Annotated in this window: 15 protein-coding genes; 6 read left to right on the plus strand and 9 right to left on the minus strand. The window is 56.0% G+C overall.

Annotated elements, in window-relative coordinates; translation table 11 throughout:
- Positions 1-167 precede the first annotated feature (167 nt).
- The 9 genes from ACWPW2_RS16780 to msrP form a co-directional block, all read right to left on the minus strand.
- Complete coding sequence (locus ACWPW2_RS16780) at positions 168-905, minus strand: carbonic anhydrase (RefSeq protein WP_454124270.1); 738 nt, start codon at positions 903-905, stop codon at positions 168-170.
- Between the two features lie 142 nt (positions 906-1,047).
- Complete coding sequence (gene prmA, locus ACWPW2_RS16785; protein ID WP_312122076.1) at positions 1,048-1,929, minus strand: 50S ribosomal protein L11 methyltransferase; 882 nt, start codon at positions 1,927-1,929, stop codon at positions 1,048-1,050.
- 11 nt (positions 1,930-1,940) lie between these two features.
- Positions 1,941-3,392: a sodium/pantothenate symporter gene (panF, locus tag ACWPW2_RS16790; RefSeq protein WP_023480847.1), complete on the minus strand. Its 1,452-nt coding sequence runs from the start codon at positions 3,390-3,392 to the stop codon at positions 1,941-1,943.
- Positions 3,382-3,624: a YhdT family protein gene (locus ACWPW2_RS16795; RefSeq protein ID WP_023481056.1), complete on the minus strand. Its 243-nt coding sequence runs from the start codon at positions 3,622-3,624 to the stop codon at positions 3,382-3,384. Before ACWPW2_RS16795 ends, panF begins: the two co-directional genes overlap by 11 nt.
- A gap of 108 nt (positions 3,625-3,732) precedes the next feature.
- Entirely contained in the window at positions 3,733-5,082 is a 1,350-nt protein-coding gene (accC, locus tag ACWPW2_RS16800) for an acetyl-CoA carboxylase biotin carboxylase subunit (RefSeq protein WP_023480919.1), read from the minus strand.
- Between the two features lie 10 nt (positions 5,083-5,092).
- On the minus strand, positions 5,093-5,563 hold the full coding sequence (gene accB, locus ACWPW2_RS16805; protein ID WP_187800287.1) for an acetyl-CoA carboxylase biotin carboxyl carrier protein: 471 nt from the start codon (positions 5,561-5,563) through the stop codon (positions 5,093-5,095).
- A gap of 21 nt (positions 5,564-5,584) precedes the next feature.
- The gene (aroQ, locus tag ACWPW2_RS16810; protein ID WP_023480704.1) at positions 5,585-6,037 is read right to left on the minus strand and encodes a type II 3-dehydroquinate dehydratase; all 453 of its coding nucleotides are present in this window, start codon (positions 6,035-6,037) and stop codon (positions 5,585-5,587) included.
- Between the two features lie 234 nt (positions 6,038-6,271).
- Positions 6,272-6,871 (minus strand): protein-methionine-sulfoxide reductase heme-binding subunit MsrQ, encoded by a 600-nt coding sequence (msrQ, locus tag ACWPW2_RS16815; RefSeq protein ID WP_312122069.1) that lies wholly within the window; start codon positions 6,869-6,871, stop codon positions 6,272-6,274.
- Positions 6,872-7,870: a protein-methionine-sulfoxide reductase catalytic subunit MsrP gene (gene msrP, locus ACWPW2_RS16820; protein ID WP_454124275.1), complete on the minus strand. Its 999-nt coding sequence runs from the start codon at positions 7,868-7,870 to the stop codon at positions 6,872-6,874.
- Positions 7,871-8,159: 289 nt separating this feature from the next.
- Between msrP and csrD the strand changes: the two genes are divergently transcribed.
- From csrD to rng, 6 genes are all read left to right on the plus strand, one after another.
- Complete coding sequence (csrD, locus tag ACWPW2_RS16825) at positions 8,160-10,103, plus strand: RNase E specificity factor CsrD (RefSeq protein WP_454124277.1); 1,944 nt, start codon at positions 8,160-8,162, stop codon at positions 10,101-10,103.
- Positions 10,104-10,409: 306 nt separating this feature from the next.
- Positions 10,410-11,453: a rod shape-determining protein MreB gene (gene mreB / locus ACWPW2_RS16830; RefSeq protein ID WP_006818047.1), complete on the plus strand. Its 1,044-nt coding sequence runs from the start codon at positions 10,410-10,412 to the stop codon at positions 11,451-11,453.
- Between the two features lie 61 nt (positions 11,454-11,514).
- Positions 11,515-12,513, plus strand: a complete 999-nt coding sequence (mreC, locus tag ACWPW2_RS16835; RefSeq protein WP_023480946.1) for a rod shape-determining protein MreC — start codon at positions 11,515-11,517, stop codon at positions 12,511-12,513.
- The gene (mreD, locus tag ACWPW2_RS16840; protein ID WP_454124280.1) at positions 12,513-13,001 is read left to right on the plus strand and encodes a rod shape-determining protein MreD; all 489 of its coding nucleotides are present in this window, start codon (positions 12,513-12,515) and stop codon (positions 12,999-13,001) included. The genes mreC and mreD overlap by 1 nt, the downstream gene beginning before the upstream one ends.
- An 8-nt stretch (positions 13,002-13,009) precedes the next feature.
- Positions 13,010-13,603: a Maf family protein gene (locus tag ACWPW2_RS16845; protein WP_023480864.1), complete on the plus strand. Its 594-nt coding sequence runs from the start codon at positions 13,010-13,012 to the stop codon at positions 13,601-13,603.
- The gene (rng, locus tag ACWPW2_RS16850; protein WP_023481025.1) at positions 13,593-15,062 is read left to right on the plus strand and encodes a ribonuclease G; all 1,470 of its coding nucleotides are present in this window, start codon (positions 13,593-13,595) and stop codon (positions 15,060-15,062) included. Before ACWPW2_RS16845 ends, rng begins: the two co-directional genes overlap by 11 nt.
- Positions 15,063-15,111 lie beyond the last annotated feature (49 nt).

The raw sequence follows: 15,111 nt of genomic DNA on the forward strand, positions 1-15,111 counted from the left end.
TAATTTTCATTGGGTTATAGCAAAGCTAAAATTTTTAGCTTGCTGATAAATTCACGAGATTTATCGTTTTTAATGGGGCAATAAGCAGCATAACTGCTGATTTTTAAGCCAAAAAAAAGCGGATTTTGCGAACCCGCTCTCATTTTTATGCTGGTATTTACAGGCTGCTACTCGACGACCAGCCGGCCATACAGCTGCTGTGTTGGGCGGTTATTGGCGTGACCGAGCGCAGATTTGAACTGCGCAAGCTGCTCGGGAGAGAGTGTCAGCGGCTGTTTCATTACCAGCCAGGTGACCCCTTCTGAACAGGGCGGCGTGGTCAGCGATCCGCTAAAGCGCCAGTAGGTCTTATCACGCGGCAGCAGCGCCGCAATATCAATGTGCTGCGCCGTTAGCGCCGTTGAGCCACCGCGAGTGGGGAGATGCTGCGATAGCGCCGCCAGCTCACGATTTGCCGCCCCCGTTTCAAATAGCACCGCGACAACGGTGATATCGCCTTTCACCGAGGTATGAACCAGATGCATCTCCAGCGGGGCATGCTTGCCATGCAGGGTATGCTCACTGGGGGCGTGGAAGTGAAACTGCTGGAGGTGCGAGACAACTCCCGCCAGCTCTATGGTATTGAGGTTATCGATAAAGTTGGCTTGCAGAGTATGGCCATTGTTTATCAGCAGCGCGGGGCTTTCACGGTAGTGGCTGCTAAGCGGTGAAAGGCGAGCAGTGACGATATTATCAATATCAATTGGCGACTGGTTTTTACCACTCTGGCAGGTCTGAAACTCCTGACTTAACTCACCCCAATGTTCCGGCGACGTTGCGCCTTCATAACTCCAGTGAGCGGACCACGCCAGTAAGGGAAACAGGCTTGCCACAGCAAAGGCTGTTTTTGCTATACGAAGTGACATAGTATTCATCCGATGAATGTTTATAAATCAATGATTTACCATCCGTTAATACAGCGGCGGCTCATTATAAACTTCACGGGAAATAAATCACTACAAACGGCAGGGGAATAAAAAGCGTGGCCGGAAGGCCACGCTGTGGGGACTATTTTTTCTGGCCGGTGATGCGGCACCACTCCTCTTTTTCAACCACCGGATCGAGGTTGAACAGGTTGGTATAAGCTTCACAAACGCTCTCTGCCTGGCTGGCAAGAATGCCCGACAGCCCCAGCAGTCCGCCCGTAACAGGCAGAACGCTAATCAGCGGTGCCAGCTCGCGCAGCGGACCGGCGAGGATATTTGCGACTACCACGTCGGCTTTCATCTCTGCGGGCTGATCGTCCGGCAGATAGAGTTCAAGGCGGTCTGACACGCCATTGCGCTCGGCATTATCGCGGCTCGCCTGGATCGCCTGCGGATCGATATCGATCCCGATCGCTTTCGCCGCACCCAGCTTCAGGGCAGCGATCGCCAGAATGCCGGAGCCGCAGCCAAAATCGATCACCGTTTTGCCGTTAAGATCGAGGCCGTCGAGCCACTGTAGGCAGAGCGACGTGGTCGGATGGGTGCCGGTGCCGAATGCCAGGCCGGGATCGAGCATCACGTTGACGGCGGTTTCATCCGGCACATCGCGCCAGCTCGGGCAGATCCACAGCCGCTCGCCAAAGCGCATCGGGTGGAAGTTATCCATCCACTCGCGCTCCCAGTCTTTATCTTCCAGCTGCTCAATTTTATGCGCGAAGCCTTCGCCCAGCAGCGGATGAGAGGCGAGTTGGGCAACCACCTCTGCCATCTCTGTTTCAGCATCGAACAGACCGATCACATCGGTATCGCCCCACAGGCGGGTCTCGCCCGGCAGCGGCTCAAACACGGGGGTGTCGTGCGTATCCTGGAAGGTAATGGAGACTGCGCCTGCTTCCATCAGAGCGTCGCTCAGATCTTCAGCATGCGCGCCAGTGGTGTTCAGTTTCAGTTGGATCCATGGCATGGCGTTACTCTTTATTGATTAGCAGAAAGGGAAGCAGCCTGCGGCACCGGGCGACCAAAACGGTTCCCGACCACAAAGGCTAACAAACTTAGCAGCAGCGAGGGCACGATCGGATGAAAGCCCAGGTACTGAATATTCAGGGTGGCGAGCACGGCATACAGCACGCCGCCGACAATCATGGCGCTGAGCGCACCTGCGGCATTTGCCCGCTCCCAGTAAAGCCCCAGCACCAGCGGCCACAGGAACACGGCTTCAAGACCGCCGAACGCCAGCAGGTTCAGCCAGATGATCATCTCCGGCGGACGCCATGCTGCCAGCATCATCAGCACGCCGAGAATGAGTGTGGTTGCCGTTGAAATACGCTTCAGACTCGGCTCATGACGAATTTTAGTCGGCTGGGCGCTGAGCCACAGATCTTTAATGATGGTGGCAGAAGCCTGTAACAGATGAGCGTTGACGTTAGACATGATCGCCGCCATCGGCGCGGCGAGAAACAGCCCCGCCGCCCACGGTGGCAGCACCTCGACCATTAAGGTGGGGATCACCTGATCCGGCACCGACAGATGCGGCAGCACCGCCCGGCCGAGCGCGCCCGCCAGGTGCATACCGAGCATCAACAGCGCAATCACAATGGTGCCGATAATAATGCCGCGATGCACCGATTTGCTGTCTTTATAAGAGATGCAGCGCACGGCGGTATGCGGCAGGCCAATTACACCAAAGCAGACCAGCACCCAGAAAGAGGTCATAAAGGCCGGGGTGAGAATATCGCTCGCGCCGTGGGGGCTGACCAGTTTCGGGTCGATCTGCCGCAGAGTATCCACCGCATGGTGCAGACCGCCCGCCGCATGGATCACCCCCGCCAGCAGAACAAGCGTGCCGATCAACATGACCATTCCCTGCATGGTGTCGTTCAGTACGCTTGCACGAAAACCGCCAAACGCGGTGTAGAGCGCAATGGTGATGCCGAAAATCAGCAGGCCAGATTCATACTTGATGCCCGCAGCGGTCTCCAGCAGCCGCGCGCCGCCGATAAACTGCACGGCAATCGCCCCAACAAAGGCCACCAGTAAACTGATGCTGGCGAGCCACACCACCGCCCGGCTCTGGTAGCGGGCCATCAGCATATCGTTGAGGGTAATAGCGTTATACCGCCGGGCAAGAATGGCGAATTTTTTGCCGAGGATACCGAGCGACAGCCAGATGGTCGGCACCTGGATCATCGCCAGCAGTACCCAGCCGAGGCCGAATTTATAGGCAGCGCCCGGGCCGCCGATAAAGGAGCTGGCGCTGACATAGGTCGCCGTCAGGGTCATCGCCAGCACAAATCCGCCCATCGAGCGGCTCCCGAGGAAATACTCGCTCAGAAAGGTGCCGCTGCTGCGCTGACGCATGGCATAGAAGGAGAGGCCGAAAACGATGAACAGGTAGATCACCAGCACGGCAATAATTTCAGTTTGCATCCTTATCCTCCAGCGGGATATCACGGAAGATAAAACGCACCATCGCCCAGCAGAGCAGCACAAACACCAGCGGCGTTAACAGGCAGGCCATCTCAAACCAGTGGGGTAAACCGGTGATGCCCTGCGCTGAATCCGGTAGGTAAGCACACACTAACCAGGCAGCAAGATAGAGAAGGGTCAGCCACAGCGCCCAGCGGGCTTCAATGTGTGCCTGAACAAAACGGTTGTCCATTTTATTCCCTTGTGGATGAAGAAAGCGGGGATTGTACCTTAAGGAAAAGATGAGGGGAGAGAAAAAGAAAAAAGGCCGGAAGAACCGGCCTTTTGCGCGTAATCGCGATTATTTTTCCTGCAGACCGAGCTTCTTCTCCAGGTAGTGGATGTTGGTTCCACCGTGCTGGAAGTTCTCGTCAGACATAATGCGCATCTGCAGATCGACGTTGGTTTTAATCCCGTCGATGATCAGCTCCTGCAGCGCATTCTTCATACGTGCAATCGCCACATCACGGCTCTCGCCGTAGCAAATCAGCTTGCCTATCATGGAATCGTAATACGGCGGTACGGTATAACCGGCGTAGATATGCGATTCCCAGCGCACGCCAAAACCACCTGGCGCATGGAAGCGCGTGATTTTGCCCGGGCTCGGCAGGAAGGTGTTGGGATCTTCGGCGTTAATACGGCATTCAACCGCATGACCTTTGATCACCACTTCTTCCTGAGTGATGGAGAGCGGCTGACCGGCAGCGATACGCAGCTGCTCTTTGATCAGATCAACGCCGGTGATCATTTCGGTTACCGGGTGCTCTACCTGAATACGGGTGTTCATCTCAATAAAGTAGAACTCGCCGTTCTCAAACAGGAACTCGAAGGTACCCGCACCGCGATAGCCGATATCAACACACGCTTTCGCACAACGCTCACCGATGTAGCGACGCAGTTCCGGCGTGATGCCCGGAGCTGGTGCCTCTTCAACCACTTTCTGGTGGCGGCGCTGCATGGAGCAGTCACGCTCGGCCAGATAGATCGCGTTACCCTGACCATCTGCCAGCACCTGGATCTCGACGTGGCGAGGATTTTCCAGGTACTTCTCCATGTAGACCATGTCGTTGTTGAACGCCGCTTTTGCTTCCGCGCGCGTCATGGCAATGGACTGCGCCAGGTCGGCGTCTTTGCGCACTACGCGCATACCGCGACCGCCGCCGCCGCCGGAAGCTTTGATGATAACCGGGTAGCCGATGCGTTTTGCATGGGCACGGTTAGCGTCAACGTCGTCGCCCAGCGGGCCGTCAGAACCCGGTACGCAAGGTACGCCCGCTTTCTTCATCGCGTTGATCGCGGACACTTTATCGCCCATCAGGCGAATGGTGTCGGCTTTCGGGCCGATAAAGATAAAGCCGGAGCGTTCAACCTGCTCAGCGAAGTTGGCGTTCTCAGAGAGGAAGCCATAACCCGGGTGAATCGCCACTGCGCCAGTGATTTCGGCCGCAGAGATGATCGCCGGGATATTCAGGTAACTTTTAACGGACGGTGCCGGACCGATACAGACCGTTTCGTCCGCCAGTAATACGTGTTTTAAATCGCGATCCGCCGTGGAGTGCACAGCGACGGTCTTAATGCCCAGCTCTTTACAGGCACGAAGGATTCGCAGTGCGATCTCGCCGCGGTTGGCGATAACAATTTTATCCAGCATGTGCGCCTCGTTACTCGATGACGACCAGCGGCTCGTCAAATTCAACCGGTTGGCCACTCTCGACCAGAATGGCTTTCACCACGCCTGATTTATCGGCTTCGATCTGGTTCATCATTTTCATCGCTTCAACGATGCAGAGGGTGTCGCCCACGTTAACTTTCTGGCCGATTTCGATAAAGGCTTTCGCATCCGGGCTCGGGGTGCGATAGAAGGTTCCGACCATCGGGGAACGTACGATGTGACCACTGATTTCTGCTGCGGCTGCCGGTGCTTCTACTGTGGCTGTCGTAGCGACAGCGTTCGCCAGGGCAGGCTGTTGTTGCATCATCGGCGCGGCGTAAGCCTGCTGCATCATCGGGAAACTTGCGGCAGGTGCGCTGCGGCTGATGCGCACAGACTCTTCGCCTTCGGAGATTTCCAGTTCGGAGATGCCTGATTCTTCAACCAGCTCGATCAGTTTTTTAATCTTACGAATATCCATGAGTGGGTTCCGTACTCTTGTTTAGTGTGATTGTGACAGGCGTTTTACCGCCGTCTGTAAAGCGTATGAATAACCGTCCGCACCAAGCCCGCAGATAACGCCAACGGCAATATCCGAGAGATAGGAGTGGTGACGGAACGGCTCCCGCGCATGTACATTGCTGAGGTGAATCTCGATAAACGGGATATTCACCGCCAGCAACGCATCACGGATAGCAACACTGGTGTGCGTAAACGCGGCCGGATTAATCAGGATAAAGTCAGTTACGTCTTTAGCCTGATGAATACGGTCGATGATTGCGTACTCCGCGTTTGACTGAAAATGTGCCAGTTCCACGTTAAGTGACGCGCTTTCCGTTCTCAAAGAATTAACAATCTCCTCAAGCGTCAGCGTGCCGTACTTCTCCGGCTCTCGCGTACCGAGCATATTCAGGTTCGGTCCGTTCAAAACCAATACATGGAACTTATCAGCCATTATGCTGCTATCTCCTGCGATTCTTCGGCAAAAAACAAAATATACCTTCGATTCGCGCTTGTCACCTTTTCGGAGCTTAAAAAAGTCCGATAAACGAACCAAAGTCGCACATTATAACCATTTCGTTGCTTTTGGCAGCTAAATACTGGTCTTATCTGAGAAGATTCTAATTCATGTTGCGGGAACGCGTCGCGAAAGGCGCTTTTTCTGCGGGGAACCGCGCAAAAACGGTGGCTAACGCCACCATTGACGGAATTTTTTGTAACGCAACGCTAACAATACCAGCGCGGCAACCGCGTAGAGAATCGGCTGCGGGGAGAGGATCTTCACCGACCAGAGGTAGTGAATCGGTGCGAGGATCGCCACCAGATAGACGAAGTTGTGCAGAGTTTGCCAGCGTCTGCCCAGTTTACGTTGCGCCCACTGCGTCGACGTCGCGGCCAGCGCCAGCAAGATCAGCCAACTTATTGCACCCAGGGTTAAATAAGGGCGCGTGACCAACTCTTGTCCGAGCAAAGCCAGGTTATTAATGCCCAGTTCCAGCAGCGTATAGCTGACCAGATGTAAGCTGGCCCACGCAAAGCACCACAGCCCAAGCAGCCGACGCGTACGGATCAGCAGTGGCTGCTTACCGTAGCGCGCAAGTGGAGTGATCAGCAGGCTGGCAAGCAGAAACTTCAGCGCCATTCTGCCGGTGAAATGTTGAATATCTTTTGCCGGATCGGCGCTGAAGTAGCCCTGGTTCGCTGCCCAGAAGAGCCAGAGCAGCGGCAGGAAACCGGCAAGATGTAGCGCAACTTTAAGCCAGGTAATCTGTTTTGCCGTTAACCGCACTTAGAAGTTCTCCCGCAAATCGAGACCGCGATAGAGGGAAGCGACCTCTTCACCGTAGCCGTTAAACAGCAGCGTCGGCTGGCGTTTAACGTCCAGCGCACCGCCCGAACCGATAAAACGCTCCGTCGCCTGCGACCAGCGCGGGTGATCGACATGCGGGTTCACATTGGCATAGAAGCCATACTCATTTGGCGCGGAGAGGTTCCACGTCGTCGGCGGACGCTGGCTGGTGAGCTTAATACTCACAATAGACTTAATGCCTTTAAAGCCATATTTCCACGGTACGATGAGGCGGATCGGCGCTCCGTTCTGCGGCGGCAGCGCTTTACCATAGACCCCGACGGTGAGCAGCGTGAGCGGATGCATCGCTTCATCTATACGCAACCCCTCTACATAAGGGTAGGCCAGCCCGCCGCCAATAAAGCGATCCTTCTGGCCCGGCATCTCATCGGGCGCATAACGTGTTTCAAAAGCGACATACTTCGCTTTGCTGGTCGGCTCCACCAGCGCCAGCAGTTTATGCAGCGGAAAACCAATCCACGGCACCACCATCGACCAGGCTTCGACGCAGCGCATACGGTAAATGCGCTCCTCCAGCGGAAAGCGCGAAGTCAGCGCCGCATGATCGAGCGTCAGCGGTTTCGCCACTTCGCCATCAATGGTCAATGTCCAGGGATCGGTCTTCATGCTGCCAGCATTGGCAGCAGGATCGGCTTTATCCAGCCCAAACTCATAAAAGTTGTTGTAACCGGTAACCTTCTCTTCCGGCGTCAACGGCAGCTTACTTTGCCATTCGGCAGGCTGGGTGAATGTAAGTGGTTTACCAGCCGGCGCTTTTGGGCGGTCATTGCCTTTAAACCAGTCAAGAAGATCGGCGTGCGCCACCGAAGGGAGTGTGGCGGCCGTTGCACCGATGCCGAGCATCTTTAATACCTGGCGGCGCTGCATAAAAAACACGGATTCAGCGGTGACATCTGCTTCGGTCAATTTTTTCTTCATTTACATCCTCTGACGGTGTCGCGGCTGGCGTAGGGAAAGCTACGTTAACGCGAAGAAGAGTAAGTTAGCAATTAGTGAAAATTGCGTGTTAAAGACATTCTTTAAGCTTATTGATGATTGGAAAAAAATTTCTGAAGACTATACTCGCTGGGTGAAACGGTGTGCCATTTTCAGGCTTCACCGCAGTGCGCGCGCGTGTCGCGGCGAAGCTCAAAAGTTAGTGCTTACTATACAGACCTTCTTCAGACGATATCGTTCTGTTCTTTACACGCGCGGAGTTAAATCAGGGATGCGATTAACGACGAAATTTAGTGCTTTTGTAACACTTCTGACCGGGCTGGCGATTTTCGTCACGCTCATCGGCTGCTCACTCAGCTTTTATAACGCGATACAGGATAAAGTCGCCAATCGCGTGCAGGCCGTCGCTACTGTTATCGACACCCGCCTGATCTCCACTCCGTTTCCGCGCCTCTCCACGCAGCTTGATGAGATGATGGTGCCGGTCGATATCACCTCGATTGCCATCAAGCAGGGCCGCCATACCCTTTTAAGCCATACGCGCAAAGGGAGTTATCGCCCGGCGGGCAGTAACTCCGCCATGCGCGAGATTGAGATGCCGTCGATGAAGATCCCCGGCGTGACCTTTACGCTGGTCTATCAGGATCCGATGGCCAACTACTTCCGCTCGATGATGACCACCGCGCCGCTGACGGTGGCGATTGGTTTTATGATCGTCATTATCTTCCTCGCGGTGCGCTGGCTACGGCGGCAACTCTCCGGCCAGGAGCTGCTGGAACTGCGGGCGACGCGCATCCTTAATGGCGAGCGCGGCGCGCAGGTGCGCGGTAGCATCTATGAGTGGCCGTCGCGAACCAGCAGCGCGCTGGACGTGCTGTTAACAGATATTCAGTTTGCCAGCGATCAGCGCAGCCGCATGGATACGCTTATCCGCTCTTATGCGGCGCAGGACACTCGCACCGGCCTCAATAACCGCCTCTTTTTTGATAATCAACTGGCAACACTATTAGAAGATCAGGAGAAGGTCGGTTCGCACGGCGTGGTGATGATGATCCGCTTGCCAGATTTTGACCTGCTGCGCGACAGCGACGGGCTTGCCTCTGCCGCCGAAGAGTATCTCTTTACCCTTATTAACCTGCTCTCCACCTTTATTATGCGTTACCCCGGCGCGCTGCTGGCGCGCTATCACCGCAGTGACTTCGCGGTACTGCTTCCGCACCGCACATTAAAAGAGGCGGAGAGCATCGCCGGGCAGATCCTGAAAGCGGTGGATGGTTTGCCGCCGACCAAAATGTTGACCCGCGAAGACATTATGCATATCGGCATTTGCAGCTGGCGCGGTGGGCAGTCGACCCGGCAGGTGATGGAGCACGCGGAGGCGGCGGCGCGCAACGCGGTGCTACAGGGCACCAACAGCTGGTCGGTCTATGACGACTCGTTACCGGAGCAGGGGCGTGGCAATGTGCGCTGGCGAACGCTGATTGAGCAGATGCTGAGCCGCGGCGGGCCGCGCGTCTACCAGAAACCAGCGGTTAACCGCGACGGGCAAGTGCACCACCGGGAGCTGATGTGCCGCATTTTCGACGGCGAACAGGAGGTGATCGCCGAAGAGTATATGCAGATGGTACTGCAATTTGGCATGTCAGAAGAGTATGACCGGCTGCAGATCACGCGTTTAATGCCGTTCCTCGGCTACTGGCCGGAGGAGAACCTCGCCATTGAGGTCACCGTCGAGTCGCTGATCCGTCCGCGCTTCCAGCGCTGGCTGCGCGATACCTTGATGCAATGCGAAAAATCGCAACGCAAACGGATTATTTTTGAACTTGCAGAGGCCGATGTGTGTCAACACATCAGCCGATTGCAGTCGGTCGTGCGATTGATCAATGGATTAGGCGCGCGCGTGGCGGTGGTTCAGGCGGGTCTGACGTTGGTCAGCACCAGCTGGATCAAAGCGCTGGATGTCGAGTTACTGAAGCTGCATCCGGGGTTGGTCAGGAACATTGAGAAGCGCACCGAAAACCAGCTGCTGGTACAGAGCCTTGTTGAAGCGTGTAAAGGCACAGGAACCCGCGTCTTTGCGACCGGCGTTCGCACGCGCGGCGAATGGCAGATGCTGGTGGAGCGAGGCGTGGCGGGCGGACAGGGCGATTTCTTCGCGGCGTCCCAGCCGCTCGACACCAATGTGAAAAAATATTCACAAAGATACTCGGTTTGAACTGCTGTTTGAGTCGTTTTCACGTAGAATAACGCGCGCTGCCGTGGTCGGGGGGCGTGCGAGCCTGCCCGCCAGATTGTTGCAGTAAAAATGCCGGTTTGACCTTTGCCAGCTTGCAGGCGCAATGTGCCGGAACGACGGTTTTTTTACGCTTCCGGACAGAGTCATGTCGTTTTGCAACAAAGGAAACAAACTGCACTAATTTTCACCGTAGCTGAGACTTCTTGTGCCTTGTCGCTGCTGCGTGTGGTTGGTAAAGTAAGCGGATTTTTCTTTCCGCCCCAGCTTTCAGGATTATCCCTTAGTATGTTGAAAAAATTTCGTGGCATGTTTTCCAATGACCTGTCCATTGACCTGGGTACCGCGAATACCCTGATTTATGTAAAAGGACAAGGCATCGTACTGAATGAGCCTTCCGTGGTGGCCATTCGCCAGGATCGTGCCGGTTCACCGAAAAGCGTGGCCGCAGTCGGTCATGAAGCGAAGCAGATGCTTGGCCGTACGCCGGGCAATATCGCTGCAATCCGCCCGATGAAAGATGGCGTAATCGCGGACTTCTTCGTGACCGAAAAGATGCTGCAGCACTTTATCAAACAGGTACACAGCAACAGCTTTATGCGCCCAAGCCCGCGCGTACTGGTCTGTGTGCCGGTTGGCGCCACGCAGGTTGAGCGCCGCGCGATCCGTGAATCCGCGCAGGGCGCTGGCGCCCGCGAAGTGTTCCTGATTGAAGAGCCGATGGCCGCCGCGATTGGTGCGGGTCTGCCGGTTTCCGAAGCGACCGGTTCTATGGTCGTCGATATCGGTGGTGGTACCACCGAAGTCGCCGTTATCTCCTTAAACGGCGTGGTTTACTCCTCCTCTGTCCGCATCGGCGGCGACCGCTTCGACGAAGCGATCATTAATTATGTGCGCCGCAACTACGGCTCGCTGATTGGTGAAGCCACCGCAGAACGTATCAAACACGAAATCGGCTCTGCCTACCCGGGCGACGAAGTGCGCGAAATCGAAGTGCGCGGTCGTAACCTGGCTGAAGGTGTTCCGCGCGGTTTCACCCTGAACTCCAATGAAATCCTTGAAGCGCTGCAAGAGCCGCTGACCGGCATCGTTAGCGCTGTCATGGTCGCGCTGGAGCAGTGCCCGCCGGAGCTGGCATCCGATATCTCCGAGCGCGGTATGGTTCTGACCGGCGGCGGCGCGCTGCTGCGCAACCTCGACCGTCTGCTGATGGAAGAGACGGGTATTCCTGTGGTAGTGGCAGAAGATCCCCTGACTTGCGTAGCGCGTGGCGGCGGCAAGGCGCTGGAAATGATCGATATGCACGGCGGCGACTTGTTCAGCGAAGAGTAATCCGCGTCAGATACGGGGCCTCGCGCTCCGTATCTGTCTGGCCTGAGAATACGCAAAGCCTATGAAGCCAATTTTTAGCCGTGGCCCGTCACTGCAGATTCGCCTGTTCCTGGCGGTTTTGGTGGCGCTTGGAGTCATTATCGCCGACAGCCGCCTCGGTACGTTCAGCCAGATCCGGACGTACATGGATACGGCCGTCAGCCCTTTCTATTTTATTTCTAATGGTCCCCGCGAATTATTAGACAGTGTGTCGCAAACGCTGGCCTCGCGCGATCAGCTCGAACTTGAAAACCGGGCGCTGCGCCAGGAGCTGCTGCTGAAAAACAGCGAGCTGCTGATGTTAGGGCAGTACAAGCAGGAGAACGCGCGTCTGCGCGAACTGCTCGGCTCGCCGCTGCGTCAGGATGAGCAAAAAATGGTCACCCAGGTGATCTCAACGGTTAACGATCCCTACAGCGATCAGGTGGTTATCGATAAAGGCAGCGTCAACGGCGTTTACGAAGGCCAGCCGGTTATCAGCGATAAAGGCGTTGTCGGCCAGGTGATTGCGGTCGCTAAGATGACCAGCCGCGTGCTGCTGATTTGTGATGCGACTCATGCGTTGCCGATCCAGGTGCTGCGTAACGATATCCGCGTCATTGCCGCCGGTAACGGCTGTACTGACGATCTGCAGCTGGAACATCTGCCAGCGAACACCGATATTCGCGTGGGTGATGTGCTGGTGACTTCCGGTCTCGGCGGGCGTTTCCCGGAAGGCTACCCGGTTGCGGTGGTCTCCTCGGTGAAACTCGATACCCAGCGTGCGTACACGGTGATTCAGGCACGTCCAACCGCTGGTCTGCAACGTTTACGTTACCTGCTGCTGCTCTGGGGCTCCGATCGCAACGGCGCTAACCCGCGCACGCCGGAAGATGTTCACCGCGTGGCGAACGAGCGTCTGCTGCAGATGATGCCGCAGGTCTTGCCCTCTCCGGATACCATGGGGCCGCCTGCACCGATGCCTGCGCCGGCGACCGGCTTAACCCAGCCGATGCCGCAACAATCGTCGGGAGGGCAGTAGTGGCAAGTTATCGTAGCCAGGGGCGCTGGGTCATCTGGCTCTCGTTTTTCATTGCGCTATTGCTTCAAATCATGCCTTGGCCGGATGACATCATCGTCTACCGGCCAAACTGGGTGCTGCTGATTCTGCTCTATTGGATCCTCGCTTTACCACACCGCGTAAATGTCGGTACGGGTTTCGCGATGGGTGCCATACTGGATCTCATTAGCGGATCCACCCTCGGCGTACGGGCGCTCTCCCTGAGCATCGTCGCCTATCTGGTCGCACTAAAATTTCAGTTATTCCGTAATCTGGCGCTCTGGCAACAGGCGCTGGTGGTAATGTTATTGTCGCTGGCAACAGAAGTGGCCGTCTTCTGGGCCGAATTTTTGGTGATCAACGTCTCGTTCAAACCAGAAATTTTCTGGAGCAGCCTGGTCAATGGCGTGCTCTGGCCGTGGATCTTCCTGCTTATGCGTAAGATCCGTCAGCAATTTGCGGTGCAATAAAGGTTGATATGACAGCTATCTGGCTTGCTTCTGGTTCTCCCCGCCGTCAGGAATTACTGACGCAGCTTGGGGTGTCGTTTGAGCGTGTTGTTCCGGGTATCGAGGAGCAGCGGCAGGCCGGCGAGAGCGCCAGGCAGTACGTGGCGCGGCTGGCGCGGGAAAAAGCGCAGGCGGGCGTGGCGATGGTATCGCGCGATCTGCCGGTGCTGGGTGCCGACACTATTGTCATATTAAATGGGGAAGTGCTTGAAAAACCGCAGGACTCCTCGCATGCTGCCACTATGCTTCGTCAACTCTCCGGGCAGACTCACCAGGTGATGACCGCTGTCGCTATCGCGGACCGTGAGCAGGTGCTGGAGTGTCTGGTAGAAACCGAAGTGACCTTCAGAGCGTTATCAGAAAAGGATATTGCCGACTATGTAGCGAGCGGGGAACCGCTGGATAAAGCCGGTGCGTATGGTATTCAGGGGCTGGGCGGTTGCTTTGTCAGGAAAATTAACGGCAGTTATCACGCTGTCGTTGGCTTACCGCTGGTGGAAACCTTTGAATTGCTGAGCAATTTCAACGCAGTGCGTGAAGGAAGAGATAATCATGACGGCTGAATTACTGGTCAACGTTACACCATCGGAAACGCGTGTTGCCTATATTGACGGCGGCATTCTGCAGGAAATTCATATCGAGCGCGAAGCACGGCGCGGGATAGTAGGCAATATCTACAAAGGTCGGGTCAGCCGGGTGCTACCGGGTATGCAGGCGGCTTTTGTAGATATTGGTCTGGAAAAGGCGGCGTTTCTACACGCCTCCGACATTATGCCGCATACCGAATGCGTTGCCGGTGAAGAGCAGAAGAACTTTACCGTGCGCGATATCTCCGAGCTGGTGCGCCAGGGCCAGGACCTGATGGTGCAGGTGGTGAAAGATCCCCTCGGCACCAAAGGCGCGCGTCTTACCACCGACATCACTTTACCCTCCCGTTATCTGGTCTTTATGCCGGGTGCCGCGCACGTTGGCGTCTCCCAGCGTATTGAGAGCGAAGCCGAGCGCGATCGCCTGAAAAAGGTGGTGGCGAGCTACTGCGATGAGCAGGGCGGGTTTATCATTCGCACCGCTGCGGAAGGGGTTTGCGAAGAGGATCTCGCCTCTGACGCGGCCTACCTGAAGCGCGTCTGGACGAAGGTAATGGAGCGCAAAAAGCGCCAGCAGACGCGCTATAAACTCTATGGCGAGCTGGCGTTAGCCCAGCGCGTCCTGCGCGATTTCGCCGATGCCCATCTCGATCGCATCCGCGTCGACTCGCGCCTGACTTTTGAAGCGCTGCTGGAGTTTACCGCAGAGTACATCCCCGAGATGACCAGCAAGCTTGAGCACTACAGCGGCCGCCAGCCAATCTTCGATCTCTTTGATGTCGAGAATGAAATCCAGCGCGCGCTGGAGCGCAAAGTTGAGCTGAAATCGGGCGGCTACCTGATTATCGATCAAACCGAAGCGATGACCACCGTCGATATTAATACCGGCGCGTTTGTCGGCCATCGCAATCTCGACGACACCATCTTTAATACCAACATTGAAGCCACCCAGGCCATTGCCCGCCAGCTGCGGTTGCGCAATCTCGGCGGCATTATCATCATCGACTTTATCGATATGAATAATGAGGATCACCGCCGCCGCGTGCTGCACTCGCTGGAGCAGGCGCTGAGCAAAGACCGGGTGAAAACCAGCATCAACGGTTTCTCCCAGCTTGGCCTGGTGGAGATGACCCGCAAACGCACCCGCGAAAGCGTTGAACATGTGCTGTGCAACGAGTGTCCGACCTGTCACGGGCGCGGCACGGTAAAGTCAGTCGAAACGGTGTGCTATGAAATCATGCGCGAAATCGTGCGCGTGCATCACGCCTACGACTCCGATCGCTTCCTGGTCTACGCCTCTCCGGCCGTGGCGGAAGCGCTGAAGAGCGAAGAGTCTCATGCGCTGGCGGAGGTGGAAATCTTCGTCGGTAAGCAGGTCAAAGTACAAATCGAGCCGCTCTATAATCAGGAGCAGTTTGACGTAGTCATGATGTAATTCGCGGCCATGCTGCGAAACAAGCGGGTCTGATGGGTTTGACAAGGAG

The organism is Kosakonia sp. Marseille-Q7440, assembly GCF_965119485.1.

Excerpts from the sequence above, each read along its gene's own strand:
- ACWPW2_RS16780 (WP_454124270.1), bottom strand. The coding sequence starts at position 905 with ATGTCACTTCGTATAGCAAAAACAGCCTTTGCTGTGGCAAGCCTGTTT.
- prmA (WP_312122076.1), bottom strand. The coding sequence starts at position 1,929 with ATGCCATGGATCCAACTGAAACTGAACACCACTGGCGCGCATGCTGAA.
- panF (WP_023480847.1), bottom strand. The coding sequence starts at position 3,392 with ATGCAAACTGAAATTATTGCCGTGCTGGTGATCTACCTGTTCATCGTT.
- ACWPW2_RS16795 (WP_023481056.1), bottom strand. The coding sequence starts at position 3,624 with ATGGACAACCGTTTTGTTCAGGCACACATTGAAGCCCGCTGGGCGCTG.
- accC (WP_023480919.1), bottom strand. The coding sequence starts at position 5,082 with ATGCTGGATAAAATTGTTATCGCCAACCGCGGCGAGATCGCACTGCGA.
- accB (WP_187800287.1), bottom strand. The coding sequence starts at position 5,563 with ATGGATATTCGTAAGATTAAAAAACTGATCGAGCTGGTTGAAGAATCA.
- aroQ (WP_023480704.1), bottom strand. The coding sequence starts at position 6,037 with ATGGCTGATAAGTTCCATGTATTGGTTTTGAACGGACCGAACCTGAAT.
- msrP (WP_454124275.1), bottom strand. The coding sequence starts at position 7,870 with ATGAAGAAAAAATTGACCGAAGCAGATGTCACCGCTGAATCCGTGTTT.
- csrD (WP_454124277.1), top strand. The coding sequence starts at position 8,160 with ATGCGATTAACGACGAAATTTAGTGCTTTTGTAACACTTCTGACCGGG.
- mreB (WP_006818047.1), top strand. The coding sequence starts at position 10,410 with ATGTTGAAAAAATTTCGTGGCATGTTTTCCAATGACCTGTCCATTGAC.
- mreC (WP_023480946.1), top strand. The coding sequence starts at position 11,515 with ATGAAGCCAATTTTTAGCCGTGGCCCGTCACTGCAGATTCGCCTGTTC.
- ACWPW2_RS16845 (WP_023480864.1), top strand. The coding sequence starts at position 13,010 with ATGACAGCTATCTGGCTTGCTTCTGGTTCTCCCCGCCGTCAGGAATTA.
- rng (WP_023481025.1), top strand. The coding sequence starts at position 13,593 with ATGACGGCTGAATTACTGGTCAACGTTACACCATCGGAAACGCGTGTT.